Annotated in this window: 14 protein-coding genes, 4 tRNA genes and 4 rRNA genes; 10 read left to right on the top strand and 12 right to left on the bottom strand. The window is 58.7% G+C overall.

What is annotated here, in order from left to right; all coding sequences use genetic code 11:
* The first annotated feature begins 11 nt into the window (after positions 1 to 11).
* Positions 12 to 770 (top strand): CDP-diacylglycerol--serine O-phosphatidyltransferase, encoded by a 759-nt coding sequence (gene pssA, locus HH213_RS09415; protein WP_169115069.1) that lies wholly within the window; start codon positions 12 to 14, stop codon positions 768 to 770.
* A gap of 16 nt (positions 771 to 786) precedes the next feature.
* Here the strand turns inward: pssA and HH213_RS09410 are convergent, their stop codons facing one another.
* The gene (locus HH213_RS09410; protein ID WP_169112078.1) at positions 787 to 1,698 is read right to left on the bottom strand and encodes an aldo/keto reductase; all 912 of its coding nucleotides are present in this window, start codon (positions 1,696 to 1,698) and stop codon (positions 787 to 789) included.
* Between the two features lie 81 nt (positions 1,699 to 1,779).
* On the opposite strand from HH213_RS09410, the gene HH213_RS09405 reads away from it, so the two are divergent.
* Positions 1,780 to 3,060 carry an EAL and HDOD domain-containing protein gene (locus HH213_RS09405; RefSeq protein WP_229263369.1) on the top strand — a complete coding sequence of 427 codons (1,281 nt, stop codon included), beginning with the start codon at positions 1,780 to 1,782 and terminating at the stop codon, positions 3,058 to 3,060.
* Positions 3,061 to 3,132: 72 nt separating this feature from the next.
* Here HH213_RS09405 and HH213_RS09400 read toward each other — a convergent pair whose 3' ends face one another.
* The 9 genes from HH213_RS09400 to HH213_RS09360 all read right to left on the bottom strand — a co-directional run bounded on the left by HH213_RS09400 (position 3,133) and on the right by HH213_RS09360 (position 11,832).
* Positions 3,133 to 4,278, bottom strand: a complete 1,146-nt coding sequence (locus HH213_RS09400; protein ID WP_110845718.1) for a D-alanyl-D-alanine carboxypeptidase family protein — start codon at positions 4,276 to 4,278, stop codon at positions 3,133 to 3,135.
* Positions 4,279 to 4,324: 46 nt separating this feature from the next.
* Positions 4,325 to 4,993 carry an alpha/beta hydrolase gene (locus HH213_RS09395; protein ID WP_169112077.1) on the bottom strand — a complete coding sequence of 223 codons (669 nt, stop codon included), beginning with the start codon at positions 4,991 to 4,993 and terminating at the stop codon, positions 4,325 to 4,327.
* A 4-nt stretch (positions 4,994 to 4,997) separates the two neighbouring features.
* Complete coding sequence (locus tag HH213_RS09390; RefSeq protein WP_110845716.1) at positions 4,998 to 5,315, bottom strand: (2Fe-2S) ferredoxin domain-containing protein; 318 nt, start codon at positions 5,313 to 5,315, stop codon at positions 4,998 to 5,000.
* Positions 5,316 to 5,343: 28 nt separating this feature from the next.
* Entirely contained in the window at positions 5,344 to 6,699 is a 1,356-nt protein-coding gene (locus HH213_RS09385; RefSeq protein ID WP_229263368.1) for a VanZ family protein, read from the bottom strand.
* A complete protein-coding gene (locus HH213_RS09380; protein WP_169115065.1) occupies positions 6,696 to 7,304 on the bottom strand; it encodes an ABC-type transport auxiliary lipoprotein family protein in 609 nt (202 codons plus the stop codon). Before HH213_RS09380 ends, HH213_RS09385 begins: the two co-directional genes overlap by 4 nt.
* A 14-nt stretch (positions 7,305 to 7,318) precedes the next feature.
* On the bottom strand, positions 7,319 to 8,257 hold the full coding sequence (locus HH213_RS09375; RefSeq protein ID WP_169112076.1) for an MlaD family protein: 939 nt from the start codon (positions 8,255 to 8,257) through the stop codon (positions 7,319 to 7,321).
* Complete coding sequence (locus HH213_RS09370; RefSeq protein WP_110845714.1) at positions 8,257 to 9,099, bottom strand: ABC transporter ATP-binding protein; 843 nt, start codon at positions 9,097 to 9,099, stop codon at positions 8,257 to 8,259. Before HH213_RS09370 ends, HH213_RS09375 begins: the two co-directional genes overlap by 1 nt.
* Entirely contained in the window at positions 9,099 to 10,211 is a 1,113-nt protein-coding gene (locus HH213_RS09365) for an MlaE family ABC transporter permease (RefSeq protein WP_169112075.1), read from the bottom strand. Before HH213_RS09365 ends, HH213_RS09370 begins: the two co-directional genes overlap by 1 nt.
* 148 nt (positions 10,212 to 10,359) lie before the next feature.
* Entirely contained in the window at positions 10,360 to 11,832 is a 1,473-nt protein-coding gene (locus HH213_RS09360; RefSeq protein WP_169112074.1) for a B12-binding domain-containing radical SAM protein, read from the bottom strand.
* Positions 11,833 to 12,173: 341 nt separating this feature from the next.
* Here HH213_RS09360 and HH213_RS09355 point away from each other — a divergent pair.
* The 5 genes from HH213_RS09355 to rrf all read left to right on the top strand — a co-directional run bounded on the left by HH213_RS09355 (position 12,174) and on the right by rrf (position 17,280).
* Positions 12,174 to 13,704 (top strand): 16S ribosomal RNA (locus tag HH213_RS09355).
* A gap of 77 nt (positions 13,705 to 13,781) precedes the next feature.
* A tRNA-Ile gene (locus HH213_RS09350) sits at positions 13,782 to 13,858 on the top strand.
* A 2-nt stretch (positions 13,859 to 13,860) separates the two neighbouring features.
* Positions 13,861 to 13,936: transfer RNA gene (locus HH213_RS09345), tRNA-Ala, on the top strand.
* Between the two features lie 195 nt (positions 13,937 to 14,131).
* Positions 14,132 to 17,004, top strand: a 23S ribosomal RNA gene (locus tag HH213_RS09340).
* 163 nt (positions 17,005 to 17,167) lie between these two features.
* Positions 17,168 to 17,280: ribosomal RNA gene (gene rrf / locus HH213_RS09335) — 5S ribosomal RNA — on the top strand.
* The 16S, 23S and 5S rRNA genes sit together here with 2 tRNA genes alongside, the layout of an rRNA operon.
* A gap of 46 nt (positions 17,281 to 17,326) precedes the next feature.
* On the opposite strand, the gene HH213_RS09330 is transcribed toward rrf, so the two are convergent.
* On the bottom strand, positions 17,327 to 18,538 hold the full coding sequence (locus HH213_RS09330; protein ID WP_169112073.1) for a sensor histidine kinase: 1,212 nt from the start codon (positions 18,536 to 18,538) through the stop codon (positions 17,327 to 17,329).
* Between the two features lie 45 nt (positions 18,539 to 18,583).
* Entirely contained in the window at positions 18,584 to 19,948 is a 1,365-nt protein-coding gene (locus tag HH213_RS09325; RefSeq protein ID WP_110850176.1) for a sodium-dependent transporter, read from the bottom strand.
* Between the two features lie 281 nt (positions 19,949 to 20,229).
* Between HH213_RS09325 and HH213_RS09320 the strand changes: the two genes are divergently transcribed.
* The 3 genes from HH213_RS09320 to HH213_RS09310 all read left to right on the top strand — a co-directional run bounded on the left by HH213_RS09320 (position 20,230) and on the right by HH213_RS09310 (position 22,016).
* A 16S ribosomal RNA gene (locus tag HH213_RS09320) occupies positions 20,230 to 21,760 on the top strand.
* Between the two features lie 78 nt (positions 21,761 to 21,838).
* Positions 21,839 to 21,915 (top strand) — tRNA-Ile (locus HH213_RS09315).
* Positions 21,916 to 21,940: 25 nt separating this feature from the next.
* Positions 21,941 to 22,016 (top strand) — tRNA-Ala (locus HH213_RS09310).
* Positions 22,017 to 22,075 lie beyond the last annotated feature (59 nt).

The following is a 22,075-nucleotide window of genomic DNA, read 5'->3' as shown; positions in this document are numbered from 1 at the left end:
ACCATCAGCGCATGCAGCGCGCCAAATTTGCCTTGCCCAGCATCGTCACGCTGATGTCGATCGCCTGCGGTTTCGGCAGCATCGTCATCTCGGTCGACAATGCCTTTATCGGCGATGCCGGCGATTACCGCCTGGCCGCCATATTGCTGGTGCTGGCCGGCGTGTTCGATGCGCTGGATGGCATGGTGGCGCGCGCTACCAATACCCAGTCCGACTTCGGCATGCAGCTCGATTCGATCGCCGATGTGATGAACTTCGGCTGTGCGCCCGGCCTGCTGCTGTACTGCTACGGTTTCCAGCAACTGGGCGCCGATCACCCGACGCTGCTGCGCATGGGCGGCATCGCCAGCTTCTTCTTCGTGGCCTGCGGCGCGCTGCGACTGGCGCGCTTTAATGTGAATGTGGGCCGCACCGATCCGCGCTATTTCGTTGGCATGCCGATCACGGCCGGGGCGGCGTGCGTGGCGTCGGTGGTGGTGGCCTGGCCGGATGCGGCCTCGTCGGTGCTGCATGGCAGCCTGGTGGTGTTGCTGCTGTTCGTGGTTGGCAGCCTGATGGTGTCGACCGTGCGCTTCCCGAGCTCCAAGCAGAAGAAGAGCTGGGCGGCGCTGGTGGTGCTGCTGATTAACCTCGGCCTGCTGGCCTGGCTGCTGACGGCGTACTTCGTGCTGTTCTTCGCGGTCTACATTGCGTTCACGCTGGCGCTGAACGCGGCGTGGAAGACCGGCTGGACGGGCATCGCCCCGCCGGTCGTGTACGACGACGAATAGTCGTTACGTCAGCTCGTTATGCCACTTCGTGGCCACGGGCCGCGCGCAGGATCTCAAACCACTGGCTGCGGCTCAGGCTGAACTGGGTTGCTTCCACCGCTTCTTTCACCGCCGCGATACGGCCGGAGCCGGTCAACGGCACCGGACGGCTCGGCAGCTGCATAATCCACGCAAACACCACGCTGCCGAACGGGCGTTGCAGTTCGTCGGCCACTTTCTGGATCACTGCGCGCAGGCGCACGCCGGCCGCATCATCGCTGCTGAACAGGCGACCACCGGCTAATGGCGACCAGATCATCGGCGCCACGCCCAGGTCTTGCAGACCGTCGAAGGTTTCGTCGAACATCGGCGCCACACACAGCGGCGAGAATTCGACCTGGTTGGTGGCCAGCGCGATGCGGCGGTTCAGGCTCTCGAACTGGTGGCGGCTGAAGTTGGACACGCCGAAGTGCTTGACCTTGCCATCCTGGCGCAGGCGTTCGAAGGCGCCGGCGACTTCGTCGAAATTCATCAGCGGGTCGGGACGGTGGATCAGCAGCAGGTCCAGATGGTCGGTGCGCAGCTGGCGCAGCGAGTTTTCCGCCGAGGCGATGATGTGGCTGGCGCTGGTGTCATAGTGCTGGATGGTGTGCTCGGGACGGGCGTCGGAAAGCAGCTTGATGCCGCATTTGCTGACCAGCTGCATCTTGCCGCGCAGCGAGGGCTGCAAGGCCAGCGCCTCGCCGAAGGTGGCTTCGACGCCATAGCCGCCGTAGATGTCGGCGTGGTCGAAGCTGGTCACGCCCATGGCCAGCGCCTGCTCGATCCACTCGACGCGCTGCTGCGGCGTCAGGTTCCATTCATTCATGCGCCACATGCCGGCCACGATGCGCGACAGCGTCAGGCCGCCTTGGTAGGTGACGAGGGAAGGGCAGGACAAATCGGTCATGGGAACGTTTCCAAGGTTAAGTGAGAGGCAAGAATTATAGTATGATCGGCTGGTCTGTCAGACCGAACCGGAGAGATCAACGTGGGATTATTATCGTTTCTGAAGTCGAAGCCTGACGCCGCCGCAACGCCTGCCGCCCCCGTCGCTGCCGACGCCGTGGCTGTCCCGCCGCCTGCCGTGTCCGATGAGACCGCGGCCCTGATCACCCGTACCGAAATCGTCGACAAACGCCAGCGCCTGAGCGGCTACCGCTTCGCCGCCGCGCTGCCCGAGCCGGCCATGCTGGACGCGCTGCTGGCCGCGCAAGTGCCGGAGTTCGCACAGTCGCGCCTGGCGCTGGTGCCGATCAGCGCGGAGGCCGTGGCGGCCGGACTGCATCTGCCGCTGGCCGCGCCGCACACTATATTCCTGCTAGACCAGCTGGCGGCCGACGCGGTCGCCGCATTGCGCGCCGCCGGCAGCCAGATCGCGCTGTCTGGCATCTCGTTAAAGGAAGAGGATGCCGCCTTGCTGTACCAGGCCGACCTGGCGGTGGTGTCGCTGCATGAACATCCGCTGGCGGAGTTCCAGACGCTATGCAAGCAGCTGCATCTGCGCCATCCCAACCTGAAGCTGATGGTAGATGGGGTGGATACGTGGGAAGAGCAGCGCATGTGTTTGTCGTGGGGCGCCAGCTATTTCATGGGGCTGTTCCTGACCACCGCCGAGCATGTCGATCCGGATGCGCGAATCGACCAAAGCCGCATGACGTCGATCGAGCTGCTCAATCTGCTGCGCACGGATGCCGAGCTGCCGGCCATGATCGAGGTGGCCAAGCGCGATCCAGGCATGACCTATCAGGTGCTGCAATGGGCCAATGCGCCGGTCAATGGGCAGGCCACCAAGGTGACCAGCTTGCAGCAGGCGTTCATGGTGCTGGGGCGGAATCAGCTGTATCGCGGTTTGACGGTGTCGATGTTCCGCCTGGGTGGTGGCGCCAACCAGGAGCGCGATGAGTCGCTGCTGGAAGTGGCATTGACGCGCGCGCGCTTCCTGGAGACATGCAGCAAGCTGCCGCAGGCTAAGCGCGATGAGTTGTTCCTGGTGGGCTTGCTGTCGCTGTTTGATGTGCTGCTGGGTGTGCCGATGGCCAATCTGGTCGGCAAGATGCATCTGTCGGATGATATCCGCGAGGTGTTGCTGGGGAATGGGGGCGTCTATGGCCCGTATCTGACGATGGTGCTGCTGCTGCAGCGCGATAAGGTGGAGCAGGCGATGGCGATTGCGGGGGAGCTGGGGCTGGATATCGACAGCCTGCCCGGTGTGGGGCAGGCCGCGTTCCAGTGGGCGCAGGAATCAATGAAGCATACCGGCGCTGACTGAAACCCGCAAACCGTGAGCCATCGGGGGCCGACCCCGCATGGGGTCAGACCCCTCGACGGGGGACGGGTTACATTATTTCAGCCACAGGCGGATCGAATCCCAGGCGCGGCCGAAAATCGAGGCTTGTTCCACCGTCTCCAGCGACACCACCGGCAGTTCCAGCATTGGCTTGCCGTCCACCACCATCTTCAGCGTGCCGACGCGGCTGTTCTCAGCCAACGGCGCCACCAGCGGGTCTTTACGTTCCAGCGCCGGCTTCATCTTGCCTGCCACGCCCTTCGGCACGGTCACCATCACGTCCTGCGCAAAGCCGATCTTGACGTTGCTCTTGGAACCTTTCCAGATTTCCGGCGTGGCAATCGCCTGGCCTTTCGAGTACAGCTTGACGGTATCGAAGTTCTGGAAGCCCCAGTTCAGCAGCTTCTGGCTTTCCTGCGTGCGGACCTGGTCCGAGGAGGTGCCCAGCACCACCGAGATCAGGCGACGCTCGCCGGCGCCGTTCGGACGGTGCGCCGAGGCGATCATGCAATAGCCGGCCGCTTCGGTATGGCCGGTCTTCATGCCGTCCACGGTTGGATCCAGCCACAGCAGGCGGTTGCGGTTCGGCTGGGTGATTTTGTTGTAGGTGAAGCTTTTCACCGAATCAATCTTGTAGAACTCCGGGAAGTCCAGGATCACGCGCTTGGCCAGCACCGACAGGTCTTGTGCGGTCGAATAGTTCTCCGGCGACGGCAGGCCGTGCGGATTGGCGAAGTGGGTCGAGGTCAGGCCCAGGCGCTGGGCTTCCTTGTTCATCATCACCACGAACGCGGATTCGTCGCCGGCAACGGCTTCGGCCAGCGCCACGGCGGCGTCGTTACCCGACTGCACCATCAGACCGTACAGCAGGTCGTTGATGCTGACCGGGGTGGCCGGATCGATGAACATCTTGGACGAGCTGGTATCGACTTTCCACGCCTTGGTGGATACATTGACCATCTGCTTGAGGTCGACCTTCTTGTCGCGCAGCGCGCCGAAGACGACGTAGGCCGTCATGACCTTGGTCAGCGAGGCCGGTTCGATGCGCAGGTTGGGATCTTGCGAGGCGATGATCTGGCCGCTGGTAGCGTCCAGCAACAGCCAGGATTTGGCGGCGATGGTCGGGGCCGGGAGCGTTTGCGCCACGGCCGAGGTCATCAACATCACACTGGTGGCCAGTGCCGCGATAAGTTTTTTCATGTGGGAATGTTCGGTGAAAAGTTAGAAGCGCAATAATTATAGATGCTTAATCGGCGCTTGCGGTGTCCGTTTCAGCCTCGGTTAAGCCGGCGCCGCCCCACAGCTGCGTGACCCAGCTCTTGATATGGCCCAGCTTGCGGTGGAAGAAGTGGTCGGCGCCGGGAATGACGATGACCGGAATCTCTTGCGGGCGCAACCAGTCCAGCACGTCGGCCAGCGGGATGGTGTCGTCCTGTTCGCCATGGATCAGGATGGTGTCGGCCGGGATGTCGGCCATCGCCCATTTCTTGGCGGCGGCGCCTACCAGCACCAGGCGCTCGGCCGGCGTGCCGGCGGCAGCCAGGCGTTGGCCCAGTTGCGACTGCACATAGGTGCCGAACGAGAAGCCCGACAGCGCTACCGGCAGGTCCGGGTATTTTTCTGTCATCCATTGGTGCAGGATGGCCATGTCGTCGGTCTCGCCCTGGCCGTGGTCGTGCACGCCTTCGGACTTGCCGACGCCGCGGAAGTTGATGCGCGCCACCACGTAGCCGAGGTTGACGAAGGTGCGCATTAGCGTGACGGCGACCTTGTTGTCCATGGTGCCGCCGTACAGCGGATGTGGGTGCGCCACCAGCGCCACGCCGCGCGGCGCGGCATCGTCGGCCGGGTAATCAATGATGCCTTCCATCTGACCGGCAGCGCCGGCCAGCATAAATTTTTCACTCTTGTTCATGGGCTCAGATTTTCAGACGTTCTACGACCTGGCCGTTGACCAGGTGGCTGTCGATGATTTCATCAATGTCGCTGGTGTCGACGTAGGTATACCAGGTGCCTTCCGGATAAACCACCAGCACTGGGCCTTCTTCGCAGCGGTCCAGGCAGCCGGCCTGGTTGATGCGGACTTTGCCGTGGCCATTGATGTCGAGTTGCTTGCAGCGCTTCTTGGCGTGTTTTTGCGCGACTTCCGCGCCGTGGTCGCCGCAGCTGTTGCGGCCATCGTCACGCTTGTTCATGCAGAAGAAGACGTGGTGTTTGAAGTAGGGGGTATCGCTCATGGGCATCACCTTCTGGAAATGGTAGCCGCTATGATACCTTGGCGGCGTTCAGCTTGTGGGACGGCAGCCACAGGAACCAGACCGCAAAGAATGGCCATAGCAGCGACAGGAACTGGGCGGCGCCGTTGAAGTTCAGGAACTTGCCCTGCACCCATGTTTGCAAAGTGGCCACAAAGTAGGGATTGGCCGGCGTGGTGTTGATGATGACCAGGCCCAGCAGCAGGGTGGTCACCGCCAGCCGCCGTTGCGCCACATGCGGTGCGTAGGTCAGGCCGGCCAGCATGATGGCGCCGATCAAAAAGCCGCCTTCGGCGCCGGGCGTGACCCAGACGAAGGCGTTTTCCGGCGAGAACAGCAGCGCCGTCGCCAGTCCTTTGATCAGCACCGAGGCGGCGATCATGGCGCAGACCAGCAGGCCGCGCGGGGCCGGCTTGCGCAGCAGGCACAGCAGGGTAAGGCCGGCGCCGACCATGCCGCAGGCGGTGATGATGGTTTCCGACAGCCAGTATTGTTCGACGGTCAGGTCGACGTCCGGGCGGATCAGGCCGGCCAGGTCTACTTCCATGTCCAGTAGTTGCGACAGCCAGTCGGACAGGATGGGCAGGATCTGACCCAGGCCGTACAGGAAGTTTTGCGGGTAGATTTGCGCCAGCGGCCACAGCGCCAGCAACACCAGACCCTGGCTGGCGTGCGGCGCGAACCATTCGCGGCGCAGCCGTTGCAGCTGGCTGCGGTCGAGCAGGCGGCGCACGGTCAGCACGCCGATCAGGCCGCCGAGCGCGCAGCCGATGGCGTTGGTGTAGAAGTCGAGGTTGGAGGAGACGCGGGTCGGCAGAAAGGTTTGCACCGCTTCCATTGTGCCGGACACCAAGGCGCCGGCGGCGGCGGCGATTAGCAACGCCCAGATGCCTTTGATGCGCGGGTACAGCGAGTAAACGATCAGAGTGCCGAGCGGCACGTAGCCGATGACGTTGGTGATGGCGTCGAACAGGGTCCAGTAACGTGGCATCTTCATGGTTTCCAGGAAGATGAACGGTGACAGCCCCTGGTTGTGCCAGCCGGAGAACGGGAACCAGCTGGCGTAGATGATCAGGAACAGATAGGCCAGCAGCGCAGCACGCGTGATCGGCGATGAGCGCGTGGCCGGCGCCAGTGGCGGCCGCTCGCGCTTGCGGCGGTTGATAGGCGCAACCGGCGGCACGCCCGTCGCTACCTCGGCGTCGACCAGAGCAACCGGCGGCATGGTCGGCGCCACCTCAGCGCCGACCGCAGCAATCGACGCCACGTCCGTTGCTCCGGCGTGGCCGGCAGCGGCTGCGGCCGAGTCCGCCGGTGGCGCGTCTGGCGGACCGGCGTCTGGCGTTGCTGGCGTGTTTGCCGTCATTCCCTCGACGGCGGCAGCGCCGCCAGCCAGCTGAGCACATCAGCCGCCACCGCATCGCTGGCGTCGGCCAGGGCGCGCGCGCCGCCGGCCGCGTCGGCGCTCGGCGCCGGCACGCTGCGGCTAAAGGTTTTCTGATCCACCAGCTTGTGACTGCGGAACACCGACGCCCGCAGGCTCAGCACGCCATTGCTGGCGGTGGTGGTGTCGAAGTTTTGCGCAAAGTCTTGCACCTCCATGCGCAGCACGGTGGTGCTGGCGGCAGCATCGGTGGTCGACAGCACCTTGACGCCGGCCTGCGCCAGCCGCGCTTTCATGCGCTGGGTCAGCAGCTGGGTGGGCGTGCTGGTCCACTGATTGTAGGCATACGGTTTGGATTGGCGTGCGTCGGCGTACAGCAGGCGGTATTGCATACGTTCGGTATCCAGCGCGGCCGGCCCGGTGATGTCGGCCACGATGACGGCGCCGATGGTGCTGGCCGGCGCGCCGGCCGGTGCAGTCAACGGACCAAAGTCAAATTGCGACGTCGGCACGCCCTTGCTGGCGCAGGCGCCTAGCAGGATGGCGGCGGCGCTCAGCGCGAGGCAGGTGCGGATGGCGGAAGTCATCATGCTGTAGATCCTTATTTGGCAGGCGCGGCAAAGCCTTCTTCGCCCGGGCCCGGCGGCGTGCCTGGCGCGCCGAAGATCAGGCTTTGTGGACGGTCGTTAATCTTGTTCATGGTCTTGCGCAGCGCGCGCATCGAGGCGCGCGTGTCGTCCGACAGCGAATTGACCTGCGGCAGCGTATCGAGTTCGATGCCGCCGGCGACGGCATCGACCGAGCTGCCGATGCGCTCGACCTGCGTGGTGATGCGCTCGATCGGGCCGCCGGGCGCTTGCAGGCTGGTGGTCAGGTGGTTGACGTCATTGGCCAGCGCGGTCACCGAATTGAGCGTCTTCTGGGTCTGCTCGGCCAGCGCCGGCAGCTTGTCAATGGTCGGCTGCAGCTTCTCCGGCAACTCGCGGTACTTCTGCGCCGTCTCGCTGACATCGGAGAACGCGCCCAGCATGACCTTTTGATGTTCCGGGCTGAGCAGCTCGTTCAGGCGGTTGGTCACTTCCTCGGTCTGCGACAGGATCTCCTTGCCGCGCTTTTCCAGCTGATCGAAGAAGCCCTGGCGCAGCGGAATCTGGGCCGGACGGTCGGCGCTCGACGGCAGCCGCGGCGAGCCGACCTTGTCATCGTCCAGCGAAATGAAGGCGATGCCGGTCACGCCCTGGTAACCGAGCGAGGCGAAGGTGGTGGTGGTGATCGGCGCGTCGGAGTTGATATTCAAGGTCACCACGATCTGGCCGGTCACCTTGGGATCGAAGGCGATGCTGCCGACGCGGCCCACTTCCAGCCCGCGGTAGCGGATCGGCGCCTGCGGATTGAGGCCGGGAATGGACTGCGCGGTGGCAATCACATACGGCGTGCGCTCGACGCGGTCGCGGTTGAACCAGAGGCCGTACAGGATCGCCGCTATCAACAGCGTGATCGTGAAAAAGCCGGTAGTCAGGGCATGCGATCTATTTTCCATCAGTGCTCCGTGGGTGTTTTGTCGTCCAGCGCTTCCAGCGCGCGGCGGCCGCGATCGCCGAGGAAGAACTCTTTGATGAACGGATGGTCTACTTTCAGCACATCGCGCAGCGGGCCGAGCGCGATCACGTGTTTTTCCGCCAGCACCGCAATCCGGGTCGACAGCGCGAACAGCGTGTCGAGGTCGTGGGTGACCATCACCACCGTCAGGCCCAGCTCGCGGTGCAGCGATTTAATCAGTGTGACGAACGCTTCCGACAGGTCGGGATCGAGGCCGGCGGTCGGTTCGTCGAGGAATAGCAGTTTCGGCTCCAGCGCCAGCGCGCGCGCCAGCGCCACCCGCTTGACCATGCCGCCGGACAGGTCGGACGGCATCTTGTTGGCCTGTTCCGGGCCCATGCCGACCATATTCATCTTCAGCAGCACGGCGTCGCGGATCAGGTCTTCCGGCAGCACCTGCAATTCGCGCATCGGCTGGGCGATGTTTTCGAACACCGTCAGCGCCGAATACAGCGCGCCTTGCTGGAACAGCATGCCCCAGTGATTGCGCAGTTGTTGCAGCTGGTCGGAGTCGATGGCGCTGATGTCTTCGCCGAATACCCGCACGCAGCCGCGCGCCGGTCGCTCCAGCCCCAGCATCTGGCGCACCAGCGTGGTCTTGCCGGTACCGGAGCCGCCGACGATGGACATGATCTCGCCCTGTTCGATTTCCAGGTTCAAGTCCTGGTGTACCACTGTGCGGCCGTACTTGGTCCACAGGCCGGTGATTTCGACCACCGGCACGCTGCCGTCCAAGGTCAGTTCGCCGGTGCCGGGGCCGCAGGTGCTTTCTTGTTCACTCATCAGAACCCCACGCCGCTGAAGACAATCGCGAACACGGCGTCGGCCAGGATCACGGCGGTAATCGCCGAAACCACCGAGGTGGTGGTGCCGCGGCCCAGGCTTTCGGTATTCGGCTTGATGCGCAGGCCGAAGTGGCAGGACACCAGCGCGATCAGCATGCCGAACACGGCACCCTTGCCGATGCCGATCATATAATTCGACAGCGGCACCGCCTCCGGCAGCTTGAGCAGGAAGTATTGCGGCGACAGGTTGAGTTCCACCTTGGCCGACAGCATGCCGCCCAGCAGCGCGATGGTATCGGTCCAGATCACCAGCAGCGGCATCGCAATCGCCAGGGCCAGCACCTTCGGCATGATCAGGCGGAAGCCGTGCGAGATGCCCATCACCAGCATGGCGTCGAGTTCCTCGGTCACGCGCATTACGCCCAGCTGCGCGGTGATGGAAGAACCGGAGCGGCCGGCCACCAGGATCGCGGCCAGCAGCGGCCCCAGTTCGCGGATGATGCTCATGCCCAGCAGATTGACCAGGAACACGTCGCCGCCAAAGTTGCGCAACTGCTGCGCAGACAGGAAGGAGAACACCACGCCGATCAGGAAGCCGACCAGCGCCGTAATGCCCAGCGCCTGGAAGCCGGCGTGGTAGATATTGGCGGAGATTTCCTTCCACGGCCCGCGCAGCGGATTGCGCAGGAAGCGGCCCAGGTCCAGCACCACCTGGCCCACCAGCCGGAGCAGGCCGGTCAGGTGTTCGAAGAACAGCAGCATGGCGAAGCCCAGCTTCATCACCAGGGTCAGGCGATTCTGGCGTGGGCGCGGCAGTTCCAGCGTGCCGGTGGTTTCCAGGCGATTGAAGAATTCTTCCAGCTCCGGCGGCAGTTGCAGCTCGGCCGGGCGGGTTTTACCCCAGGCGTTCCACAGCAACTGGGCGCCGATATGGTCCATGCTGGCGACGGCCGACAGGTCCCATTTCAGATGGTCGCCCTTGAGCGCCTTGAGAAAAGTGGTGATGGTGGCCATCGCCTTGCCTTGCGCGAGAGCGTGTACCTGCCAAGTGCCGGTCGCGGCAACGGCGCCGGCATTCAGGGTCAGGGTAGGCTCTTGGGCAATAGGCATGCTGCAAGTTTAAGGGAGATTGACACTTGCCGCCACCACAGCCTGTGTCCGGGGTGTGCTGCCTCTCTAAAGGCGGACCCCGGGGGAGCCGTGGGGTCTGACCCCGTTTGGGGTCAGACCCCTGTTTGCGGTGTGCGGGGTGGACGCATCAGGCAGCTAGCCTGCGCGCCTGCCGTTTGGGAGCCGGGGTCTCGGCGGGCTTGGGTTTCGCCCCCGCATAGTCGCTGGCCAGCAGCGCTTCGGCGTCGGCCTTGTCCATGCCCTGGGTTTGCAGATAGCGCGCCACCATGGCCACCAGCCGCTCCAGCGCAATCCGGTGCGTGGCATCGGTATTGGCATATAACCAGTCCGAAAACGCCATAAACCGCTGGAACGGCGCGTCGTCCAGCAGCACCGGCAGCGTATTGCCGAAGCGTCCGGAATTCGCCACCAGATCCCAATAGCGGGCAAACCGCACCAGCCGCTGCATGGTTGAAAAATCAATATCTCGGTTGGCCAGGATGGTGTATGGCGGATATGGGTCATACACCATGCCGAATTCCTGCGTATGGCGAATGATCGGTGTGCCGCGCAAGCGCTTCAGAATCCCGAACTGGATCTCATGCGGCTCCAGCGCCCACAGCTTGTTGAAGCCCTCGGCGAAGCTCTCCACCGTCTCGCCGGGCAGTCCGGCGATCAGGTCGACGTGCATGTGCGCATGCGATTGCGTGGTCAGCCAGCGGATATTGTCGGCCGCCTTCTGGTTATCCTGTTTGCGGCTGACCAGCGTCTGCACCGCGGGATTAAAGCTCTGGATGCCGATCTCGAATTGCAGCGCGCCGGGCGGGAACTTGCTGATGCCCTCTTTCAGCGCGTCCGGCAGATGGTCCGGCACCAGCTCGAAGTGGGCGTAGACCGGATCGTCCGGATTGGCTTCCAGCTTATCCAGGAAGAACTGCATGATCTTCAGGCTGGTCTTGATATTCAGGTTGAAGGTGCGGTCGACAAACTTGAACAGCCGCGCGCCGCGCTGGTGCAGCGATTCCATCTCCGCCAGGAAGTTATCCAGCGCGAACGGCCAGGCCGTCTTGTCCAGCGCAGACAGGCAGAACTCGCACTTGAACGGGCAGCCGCGCGAAGCTTCCACATATAAGGTGCGGTTCTTGATGTCGTCGTCGCTATATAAAGAGTAGGGCAGCGCGAGGTCGTTGACGGGCGGCTGGACGCCGGCGTGCACCTTCATCAGCGGCTTGGGGCCGTTGAGAATCTCGGCGCACAGCTTGGGGAAGGTGATCTCGCCCCAGCCGGTCACTACATAGTCGGCCAGCTTGACGATTTCCTGCTCATTGGTCTCGTGCGACACCTCGGGGCCGCCCAGCACCACGGCCACGTGCGGCGCCACGCGCTTGAGCATGGCGACGACCCTGGTGGTTTCCTCGACGTTCCATATATAGATGCCGAAGCCGACGACCTTCGGCGCATGCGCCAGGATGCGTTCCACAATCTCGGTGGTCTTGGCGCCGATGACAAATTCCTGCAGCCTGGTTTGCTCCTGCAGCGCACCCATATTCGCCAGCAAATAGCGCAGGCCCAGCGACGCATGGGTGTAGCGGGCGTTGAGCGTAGTAAGTAAGATAGACATTCGCGTATTTTACCCTTGCCAGACGCGCTTGCCCTTGTTATGATTCTGTCCCTCACAAAACAACACATGCAAATGCGGCGTTGCGTGAGAAAAGAAGAGAAGAAGTAGCGCTTGACGAAATATTCGAAACGCCTCATAATCTTGCCTCTTCGCTGACAAACAAAACGCTTTGTCAGCACGCAGTACAGAATGATCTTTAAAAATTTACAGTCGATAAATGTGGGCGTTTGATGCTGCAACAAAAAGCATTAAATGCTCAACAAAGAAATATTCAGTAGAAATACTGTCAGTATTTTTGAGAAGAGCGAACCAGTGACCAGCAGTGGTCACAAACAGAGATTAAACTAAAGAGTTTGATCCTGGCTCAGATTGAACGCTGGCGGCATGCCTTACACATGCAAGTCGAACGGCAGCACGGAGCTTGCTCTGGTGGCGAGTGGCGAACGGGTGAGTAATATATCGGAACGTACCCTGGAGTGGGGGATAACGTAGCGAAAGTTACGCTAATACCGCATACGATCTAAGGATGAAAGTGGGGGCTCGCAAGACCTCATGCTCCTGGAGCGGCCGATATCTGATTAGCTAGTTGGTAGGGTAAAAGCCTACCAAGGCATCGATCAGTAGCTGGTCTGAGAGGACGACCAGCCACACTGGAACTGAGACACGGTCCAGACTCCTACGGGAGGCAGCAGTGGGGAATTTTGGACAATGGGCGCAAGCCTGATCCAGCAATGCCGCGTGAGTGAAGAAGGCCTTCGGGTTGTAAAGCTCTTTTGTCAGGGAAGAAAAGGGTCTGGCTAATATCTAGGCCTCATGACGGTACCTGAAGAATAAGCACCGGCTAACTACGTGCCAGCAGCCGCGGTAATACGTAGGGTGCAAGCGTTAATCGGAATTACTGGGCGTAAAGCGTGCGCAGGCGGTTTTGTAAGACTGTCGTGAAATCCCCGGGCTCAACCTGGGAATGGCGATGGTGACTGCAAGGCTAGAGTTTGGCAGAGGGGGGTAGAATTCCACGTGTAGCAGTGAAATGCGTAGATATGTGGAGGAACACCGATGGCGAAGGCAGCCCCCTGGGTCAAAACTGACGCTCATGCACGAAAGCGTGGGGAGCAAACAGGATTAGATACCCTGGTAGTCCACGCCCTAAACGATGTCTACTAGTTGTCGGGTCTTAATTGACTTGGTAACGCAGCTAACGCGTGAAGTAGACCGCCTGGGGAGTACGGTCGCAAGATTAAAACTCAAAGGAATTGACGGGGACCCGCACAAGCGGTGGATGATGTGGATTAATTCGATGCAACGCGAAAAACCTTACCTACCCTTGACATGGATGGAATCTCCGAGAGATTGGAGAGTGCCCGAAAGGGAACCATTACACAGGTGCTGCATGGCTGTCGTCAGCTCGTGTCGTGAGATGTTGGGTTAAGTCCCGCAACGAGCGCAACCCTTGTCATTAGTTGCTACGAAAGAGCACTCTAATGAGACTGCCGGTGACAAACCGGAGGAAGGTGGGGATGACGTCAAGTCCTCATGGCCCTTATGGGTAGGGCTTCACACGTCATACAATGGTACATACAGAGCGCCGCCAACCCGCGAGGGGGAGCTAATCGCAGAAAGTGTATCGTAGTCCGGATTGTAGTCTGCAACTCGACTGCATGAAGTTGGAATCGCTAGTAATCGCGGATCAGCATGTCGCGGTGAATACGTTCCCGGGTCTTGTACACACCGCCCGTCACACCATGGGAGCGGGTTTTACCAGAAGTAGGTAGCTTAACCGCAAGGAGGGCGCTTACCACGGTAGGATTCGTGACTGGGGTGAAGTCGTAACAAGGTAGCCGTATCGGAAGGTGCGGCTGGATCACCTCCTTTCTAGAGTTTGCAGGATTCTTCGGAATCACTTTCAAGCGCTCACACTTATCGACTGTAATGAGTTAGAGAACAGCATCGGGGCTGTAGCTCAGCTGGTTAGAGCACCGTGTTGATAACGCGGGGGTCGTTGGTTCGAGTCCAACCAGCCCTACCATTGGGGGATTAGCTCAGCTGGGAGAGCACCTGCTTTGCAAGCAGGGGGTCGTCGGTTCGATCCCGTCATCCTCCACCAAACTGCCTTTACGAATGGCGCAGTTATTCGTAAGTGTAGTTCTCGTTCTTTAAAAATTTGGAAGCAGTAAGTAATTGTTATGACCCATGCGGGCAACTGCGTGGGTGGGTAATGATTGTAATATCATCAAACGTAACAACGTAATATCTTATTCCTATAAACGCTTTCTGTTAGTCGCAGAAGCTAACGTTATAGGGACAAGTGAATAAGTGCACATGGTGGATGCCTTGGCGATTACAGGCGATGAAGGACGTAGTAGCTTGCGATAAGCTGCGGGGAGCTAGCAAACAAGCTTTGATCCGCAGATTTCCGAATGGGGAAACCCGGCCTTTTAGGTCATCACTCACTGAATACATAGGTGTGTGAAGCGAACGCGGCGAACTGAAACATCTAAGTAGCTGCAGGAAAAGAAATCAACCGAGATTCCCAAAGTAGTGGCGAGCGAAATGGGAAGAGCCTGCACGTGATAGTCGGACTGATAATGGAATGCTCTGGAAATGGCAGCCATAGCGGGTGATAGCCCCGTACATGAAATCAGACCGGTGGTACTAAGCGTGCGACAAGTAGGGCGGGACACGAGAAATCCTGTCTGAATATGGGGGGACCATCCTCCAAGGCTAAATACTCGTAATCGACCGATAGTGAACCAGTACCGTGAGGGAAAGGCGAAAAGAACCCGGGAGGGGAGTGAAATAGATCCTGAAACCGTGTGCATACAAACAGTAGGAGCGGACTTGTTCCGTGACTGCGTACCTTTTGTATAATGGGTCAGCGACTTACATTCAGTGGCAAGGTTAACCGCATAGGGAAGCCGTAGAGAAATCGAGTCCGAACAGGGCGATAGTCGCTGGGTGTAGACCCGAAACCAAGTGATCTACTCATGGCCAGGATGAAGGTGCGGTAACACGCACTGGAGGTCCGAACCCACTAATGTTGAAAAATTAGGGGATGAGCTGTGGGTAGGGGTGAAAGGCTAAACAAACTTGGAAATAGCTGGTTCTCTCCGAAAACTATTTAGGTAGTGCCTCAAGTATCACCATCGGGGGTAGAGCACTGTTATGGCTAGGGGGTCATCGCGACTTACCAAACCATTGCAAACTCCGAATACCGATGAGTGCGAGCTTGGGAGACAGACGTCGGGTGCTAACGTCCGGCGTCAAGAGGGAAACAACCCAGACCGCCAGCTAAGGTCCCAAAGATTGGCTAAGTGGAAAACGAAGTGGGAAGGCTAAAACAGTCAGGATGTTGGCTTAGAAGCAGCCATCATTTAAAGAAAGCGTAATAGCTCACTGATCGAGTCGTCCTGCGCGGAAGATGTAACGGGGCTAAGCCAGTCACCGAAGCTGCGGATATGCTTTTAGCATATGGTAGGAGAGCGTTCTGTAAGCCTGCGAAGGTGTCTTGTAAAGGATGCTGGAGGTATCAGAAGTGCGAATGCTGACATGAGTAGCGATAATGGGGGTGAAAAGCCCCCACGCCGTAAGCCCAAGGTTTCCTGTTCAACGTTCATCGGAGCAGGGTGAGTCGGCCCCTAAGGCGAGGCAGAGATGCGTAGCTGATGGGAAGCAGGTTAATATTCCTGCACCGTCGTATGATGCGATGGGGGGACGGATCGCGGAAGGTTGTCTGACTGTTGGAATAGTCAGTTTCTGCTTCATAGAAGGTGCTTAGGCAAATCCGGGCACGTAATTCAAGGGAGTGGGACGAGTGTACTTGTACACGTAGCAATCGGAAGTGGTTCCAAGAAAAGCCTCTAAGCTTCAGTCATACGAGACCGTACCGCAAACCGACACAGGTGGGCGAGATGAGTATTCTAAGGCGCTTGAGAGAACTCGGGAGAAGGAACTCGGCAAATTGGTACCGTAACTTCGGGAAAAGGTACGCCCTTGTAGCTTGGCTGATTTACTTCAGTAGGGCGAACGGGTTGCAATAAACTGGTGGCTGCGACTGTTTAATAAAAACACAGCACTCTGCAAACACGAAAGTGGACGTATAGGGTGTGACGCCTGCCCGGTGCTGGAAGATTAAATGATGGGGTGCAAGCTCTTGATTGAAGTCCCAGTAAACGGCGGCCGTAACTATAACGGTCCTAAGGTAGCGAAATTCCTTGTCGGGTAAGTTCCGACCTGCACGAATGGCGTAACGATGGCCACACTGTCTCCTCCCGAGACTCAGCGAAGTTGAAATGTTTGTGATGATGCAATCTACCCGCGGCTAGACGGAAAGACCCCATGAACCTTTACTGTAGCTTTGCATTGGACTTTGAACCAATCTGTGTAGGATAGGTGGGAGGCTTTGAAGCAGGAACGCCAGTTTCTGTGGAGCCAACCTTGAAATACCACCCTGGTTTGTTTGAGGTTCTAACCTTGGTCCGTTATCCGGATCGGGGACAGTGCATGGTAGGCAGTTTGACTGGGGCGGTCTCCTCCTAAAGTGTAACGGAGGAGTTCGAAGGTACGCTAATTACGGTCGGACATCGTGATGATAGTGCAATGGCATAAGCGTGCTTAACTGCGAGACTGACAAGTCGAGCAGGTACGAAAGTAGGACATAGTGATCCGGTGGTTCTGTATGGAAGGGCCATCGCTCAACGGATAAAAGGTACTCTGGGGATAACAGGCTGATTCCTCCCAAGAGTTCATATCGACGGGGGAGTTTGGCACCTCGATGTCGGCTCATCACATCCTGGGGCTGTAGCCGGTCCCAAGGGTATGGCTGTTCGCCATTTAAAGTGGTACGTGAGCTGGGTTTAAAACGTCGTGAGACAGTTTGGTCCCTATCTGCCGTGGGCGTTGGAAATTTGAAGGGGGCTGCTCCTAGTACGAGAGGACCGGAGTGGACAGACCTCTGGTGTACCGGTTGTCACGCCAGTGGCATTGCCGGGTAGCTAAGTCTGGAAGAGATAACCGCTGAAAGCATCTAAGCGGGAAACTTGCCTTAAGATGAGATTTCCCAGAGCCTTGAGCTCTTTGAAGGGTCGTTCGAGACCAGGACGTTGATAGGTCAGGTGTGGAAGTGCAGTAATGCATTAAGCTAACTGATACTAATTGCCCGTACGGCTTGTCCCTATAACCTTAGCAGGTTATAGAATAAGATGTACGTTGAGCGTTCGTTGATATACAACTTCATTACCTAAAACAATTACTGCATAAACGATATAAATCGTTTATAATACTGTCTTCCAGATTTCAGGTGGCGCGAATTTAATCGCGACATCAGTACAAGTTAAAGCTTGATGACCATAGTAAGTCGGTCCCACCCCTTCCCATCCCGAACAGGACCGTGAAACGACTCTACGCCGATGATAGTGCTGCAACCAGTGTGAAAGTAGGTTATCGTCAAGCTAGTTATACCGAATTAGGCCCGCTCAGATTACTGTGCGGGCCTTTTTCATTTCAGCGGCGCCGACATCGGCAGCGTCAACGTAAAACACGTGCCACCACCCAGCTCGCTGCGCACATCAATCCTGCCTCCCAGGATTTCCGTCACGATGTTGTGCACGATATTCAATCCCAGTCCCGAGCCGCCGACTCCCATCTTGGTGGTAAAGAAGGGATCGAAGATGCGCGGCAACGCTTCGCGCGCGATGCCGGCGCCATGGTCTTCCACGCTTAGCATCACCCAGCCTTGCGCCGACAGCTGCGCGCTCACCGCAATCAGCCCGTCGCTGCGGCCTTCATAGCCGTGCAGGATGGCGTTGTTGATCAGGTTGGTCACCACCTGGCCCAGCGGCCCCGGATAACTTTCCATCATCAACTCCGTCGGAATATATTGCTCGATGACGAAGGGCGTGCGCTTGATGGTCGGTTGCAGCGTCAATACATTACCGGCGATGACTTCCGCCAGCAAAAAGCTGCGCCGCTGCGAGCTGGTCTGGTCCACCGCGACCTGCTTGAAATTGGTGACGATGTCGGCCGCGCGCTGCAGGTTGCGGCTGAGGATCTCGACCGACAGCCGCGCGTTGTCGATGTAAAGCTCGAACTCCTTGCGCGTGACGCCGCCGTCGCCGGTCAGGTGGCGATGGATTTCGTCGGTCTGCATTTCGAAAGTGGTGGACGCCATCAGGCTGTTGCCGATCGGCGTATTCAGTTCGTGCGCGATGCCGGCCACCAGTGCGCCAAGGCCGGCCAGCTTCTCGTTGCGCACCAGGTCTTCGCGCGCCCGCGCCAGTGTGGCGATCATGTCTTGCAGTTCGAGGTTGGCGCGCCGCAGCGCCAGGTGGGTATTGATGCGGGCCAGTACTTCTTCGATCTGGAAGGGCTTGGTGATGTAGTCGACGCCGCCGGCATCAAAGCCGGTGACTTTCTGTTTGGGATCGGTGAGGCCGGTCATGAAGATGACCGGCACATCCTTGGTGCGCTTGCCGGCCTTGAGGCGCCGGCAGGTTTCAAAGCCGTCGATGTCGGGCATGACCACATCGAGCAGGATCAAGTCCGGTTCGGCAAACTCGGCGCGCATCAGGCCTTCGGCCGCAGTTTGCGCCAGCACGATCAGGAAGCCGTGTCGTTCCAGCCGGTCCAGCAGCGCGGCCAGGTACGACGGGGAGTCGTCGACGATGAGTATCGTCGGCATCGGCACAACGGGGACCTCGCTCTGGTTCATCGCGCACCCTGATTGATTCACGGTGCGGTCAGTATATAACGGGCTTTAGAACAAGCCGAGGCCTTTCAGCATCACCACCAGGATCAGCAGCGGCGAGACATAGCGCAGCAGGAAGAACACCATGCCGGCGATGGCGCCATTGCCCAGCGCACCGTGGTTGGAGAGCGCCTGCAGGAAGTTGTCCTTACCCCACACCCAGCCGACAAACAAGGCTAGCAAAATGCCACCCAACGGCAGCAGCACATTGGATGAGGCGAAGTCGAACAGGTCGAACATATTCATGCCGAACAGCTTGAAGTTGGCCAGCGTGCTGTTGGTCAGCGCGCAGGTCGAGCCCAGCACCACCAGGATGGCGATGGTCAGCACGGTGGCCTTGGTGCGGCTCATGCCGAAGCGTTCATGCAGCACGACCACCGGCACTTCCATCATCGACAGCATGGCGCCGGTCGCCGCGACGGACGCCAGCGCAAAGAACGCAATCATCAGCAGCTGCCCGCCGGGAATTTGCGAGAACACCGCAGGAATCGTAATGAACACCAGCGACGGTCCGGCCGACGGCTCAAAGCCAAAACTGAATACCGCAGGGAAGATGGCGATGCCGGCCAGCATGGAGACGAACAGGTCGGCAATCATCACGCGGAAGGTGGTGGCGGGAATGTTCTGGTCGTCGCGGAAGTAGGAGCCGTAGGTCATCATGGTGCCCATGCCCAGCGACAGTTTGAAGAAGGCCAGGCCCATCGCGGTCAGCACCACGCCGGAAGTAATCTTGCTGAAGTCCGGGCGGAACAGGAAAGTCAGGCCCTCGGCCACCTTGGGCAGCGTCAGGCTGACCGCACACAGTAGCAGCAACAACAGGAACAGCACTGGCATCAGTTTCTTGGTAATGCCTTCAATGCCTTTGGTCACGCCCATCAGCAGAATGCCGCCGATGAACACCAGCACGCCCCATTGCCACAGCAGCGATTGCAGCGGGTCGCTGATCAGCGCACCGAAGGCGCTTTCGGTCACATGACGATCGCTGCTGAGGATGCTGCCACCGATCGCCTTGAAGACATAGGCAAACACCCATGCCACCACTTCCGAATAGAACGACAGAATCAGGAAGGCGGCCAGCACGCCGGAAGCGCCGATCAGCCACCATGGCAAACTGTTCTTCGGCGCCAGGCGCTGCAGCGTGGTGATGGGATTGGCCTTGGCGGCCCGACCCATGGAGATTTCCGCGATCATCACAGGCAGGCCGATCAATAAAGTGGCCAGCAGATAAATCAGCAGGAAACCGGCGCCGCCATTGGCGCCGGTGAGGGAAGGGAACTTCCAGATATTACCGAGGCCTACTGCGGAGCCTAGTGTTGCTGCCAGTACGCCGAAGCTGGAGCTGAAGCCGCTGCGGCCTATCGTCTTATTGTTCATAGCATTTTGCCGAGGTTTTTTGAGGACGCGATTGTATCAGTTGAAAAAAGATGGTTGACGGAATCAATGCCATGCAGCATAATCTCATCTCTTCGCTGCTGAACACAACGATTCAGCGGCAAGCAGTAAAAGATCTTTAAAAATTTACAGTCGATAAATGTGGGCGTTTGATGCTGCAACAAAAAGCATTAAATGCTCAACAAAGAAATATTCAGTAGAAATACTGTCAGTATTTTTGAGAAGAGCGAACCAGTGACCAGCAGTGGTCACAAACAGAGATTAAACTAAAGAGTTTGATCCTGGCTCAGATTGAACGCTGGCGGCATGCCTTACACATGCAAGTCGAACGGCAGCACGGAGCTTGCTCTGGTGGCGAGTGGCGAACGGGTGAGTAATATATCGGAACGTACCCTGGAGTGGGGGATAACGTAGCGAAAGTTACGCTAATACCGCATACGATCTAAGGATGAAAGTGGGGGCTCGCAAGACCTCATGCTCCTGGAGCGGCCGATATCTGATTAGCTAGTTGGTAGGGTAAAAGCCTACCAAGGCATCGATCAGTAGCTGGTCTGAGAGGACGACCAGCCACACTGGAACTGAGACACGGTCCAGACTCCTACGGGAGGCAGCAGTGGGGAATTTTGGACAATGGGCGCAAGCCTGATCCAGCAATGCCGCGTGAGTGAAGAAGGCCTTCGGGTTGTAAAGCTCTTTTGTCAGGGAAGAAAAGGGTGCGGCTAATATCTGCGCCTCATGACGGTACCTGAAGAATAAGCACCGGCTAACTACGTGCCAGCAGCCGCGGTAATACGTAGGGTGCAAGCGTTAATCGGAATTACTGGGCGTAAAGCGTGCGCAGGCGGTTTTGTAAGACTGTCGTGAAATCCCCGGGCTCAACCTGGGAATGGCGATGGTGACTGCAAGGCTAGAGTTTGGCAGAGGGGGGTAGAATTCCACGTGTAGCAGTGAAATGCGTAGATATGTGGAGGAACACCGATGGCGAAGGCAGCCCCCTGGGTCAAAACTGACGCTCATGCACGAAAGCGTGGGGAGCAAACAGGATTAGATACCCTGGTAGTCCACGCCCTAAACGATGTCTACTAGTTGTCGGGTCTTAATTGACTTGGTAACGCAGCTAACGCGTGAAGTAGACCGCCTGGGGAGTACGGTCGCAAGATTAAAACTCAAAGGAATTGACGGGGACCCGCACAAGCGGTGGATGATGTGGATTAATTCGATGCAACGCGAAAAACCTTACCTACCCTTGACATGGATGGAATCTTCGAGAGATTGGAGAGTGCCCGAAAGGGAACCATTACACAGGTGCTGCATGGCTGTCGTCAGCTCGTGTCGTGAGATGTTGGGTTAAGTCCCGCAACGAGCGCAACCCTTGTCATTAGTTGCTACGAAAGAGCACTCTAATGAGACTGCCGGTGACAAACCGGAGGAAGGTGGGGATGACGTCAAGTCCTCATGGCCCTTATGGGTAGGGCTTCACACGTCATACAATGGTACATACAGAGCGCCGCCAACCCGCGAGGGGGAGCTAATCGCAGAAAGTGTATCGTAGTCCGGATTGTAGTCTGCAACTCGACTGCATGAAGTTGGAATCGCTAGTAATCGCGGATCAGCATGTCGCGGTGAATACGTTCCCGGGTCTTGTACACACCGCCCGTCACACCATGGGAGCGGGTTTTACCAGAAGTAGGTAGCTTAACCGCAAGGAGGGCGCTTACCACGGTAGGATTCGTGACTGGGGTGAAGTCGTAACAAGGTAGCCGTATCGGAAGGTGCGGCTGGATCACCTCCTTTCTAGAGTTTGCAGGTTCTTCGGAACATTTCAAGCGCTCACACTTATCGACTGTAGACAATAAAAGAACAGCAAATATTGGGGCTGTAGCTCAGCTGGTTAGAGCACCGTGTTGATAACGCGGGGGTCGTTGGTTCGAGTCCAACCAGCCCTACCAGTTGCCTGTATTCGTGGTACCCATAGGGGGATTAGCTCAGCTGGGAGAGCACCTGCTTTGCAAGCAGGGGGTCGTCGGTTCGATCCCGTCATCCTCCACCACCTGTTTTTACGTAAGCAAGAGATGCTTAGGTAAAAGCAGTATCGTTCTTTAACAATCT

Origin of the sequence: Duganella dendranthematis (assembly GCF_012849375.1) — a bacterium.
In the GTDB taxonomy this organism is placed as follows: Bacteria; Pseudomonadota; Gammaproteobacteria; order Burkholderiales; family Burkholderiaceae_D; genus Rugamonas; species Rugamonas dendranthematis.
The sequence above is the reverse complement of the archived record's forward strand: the minus strand, read 5'-3'. Positions and strand labels throughout refer to the sequence as shown.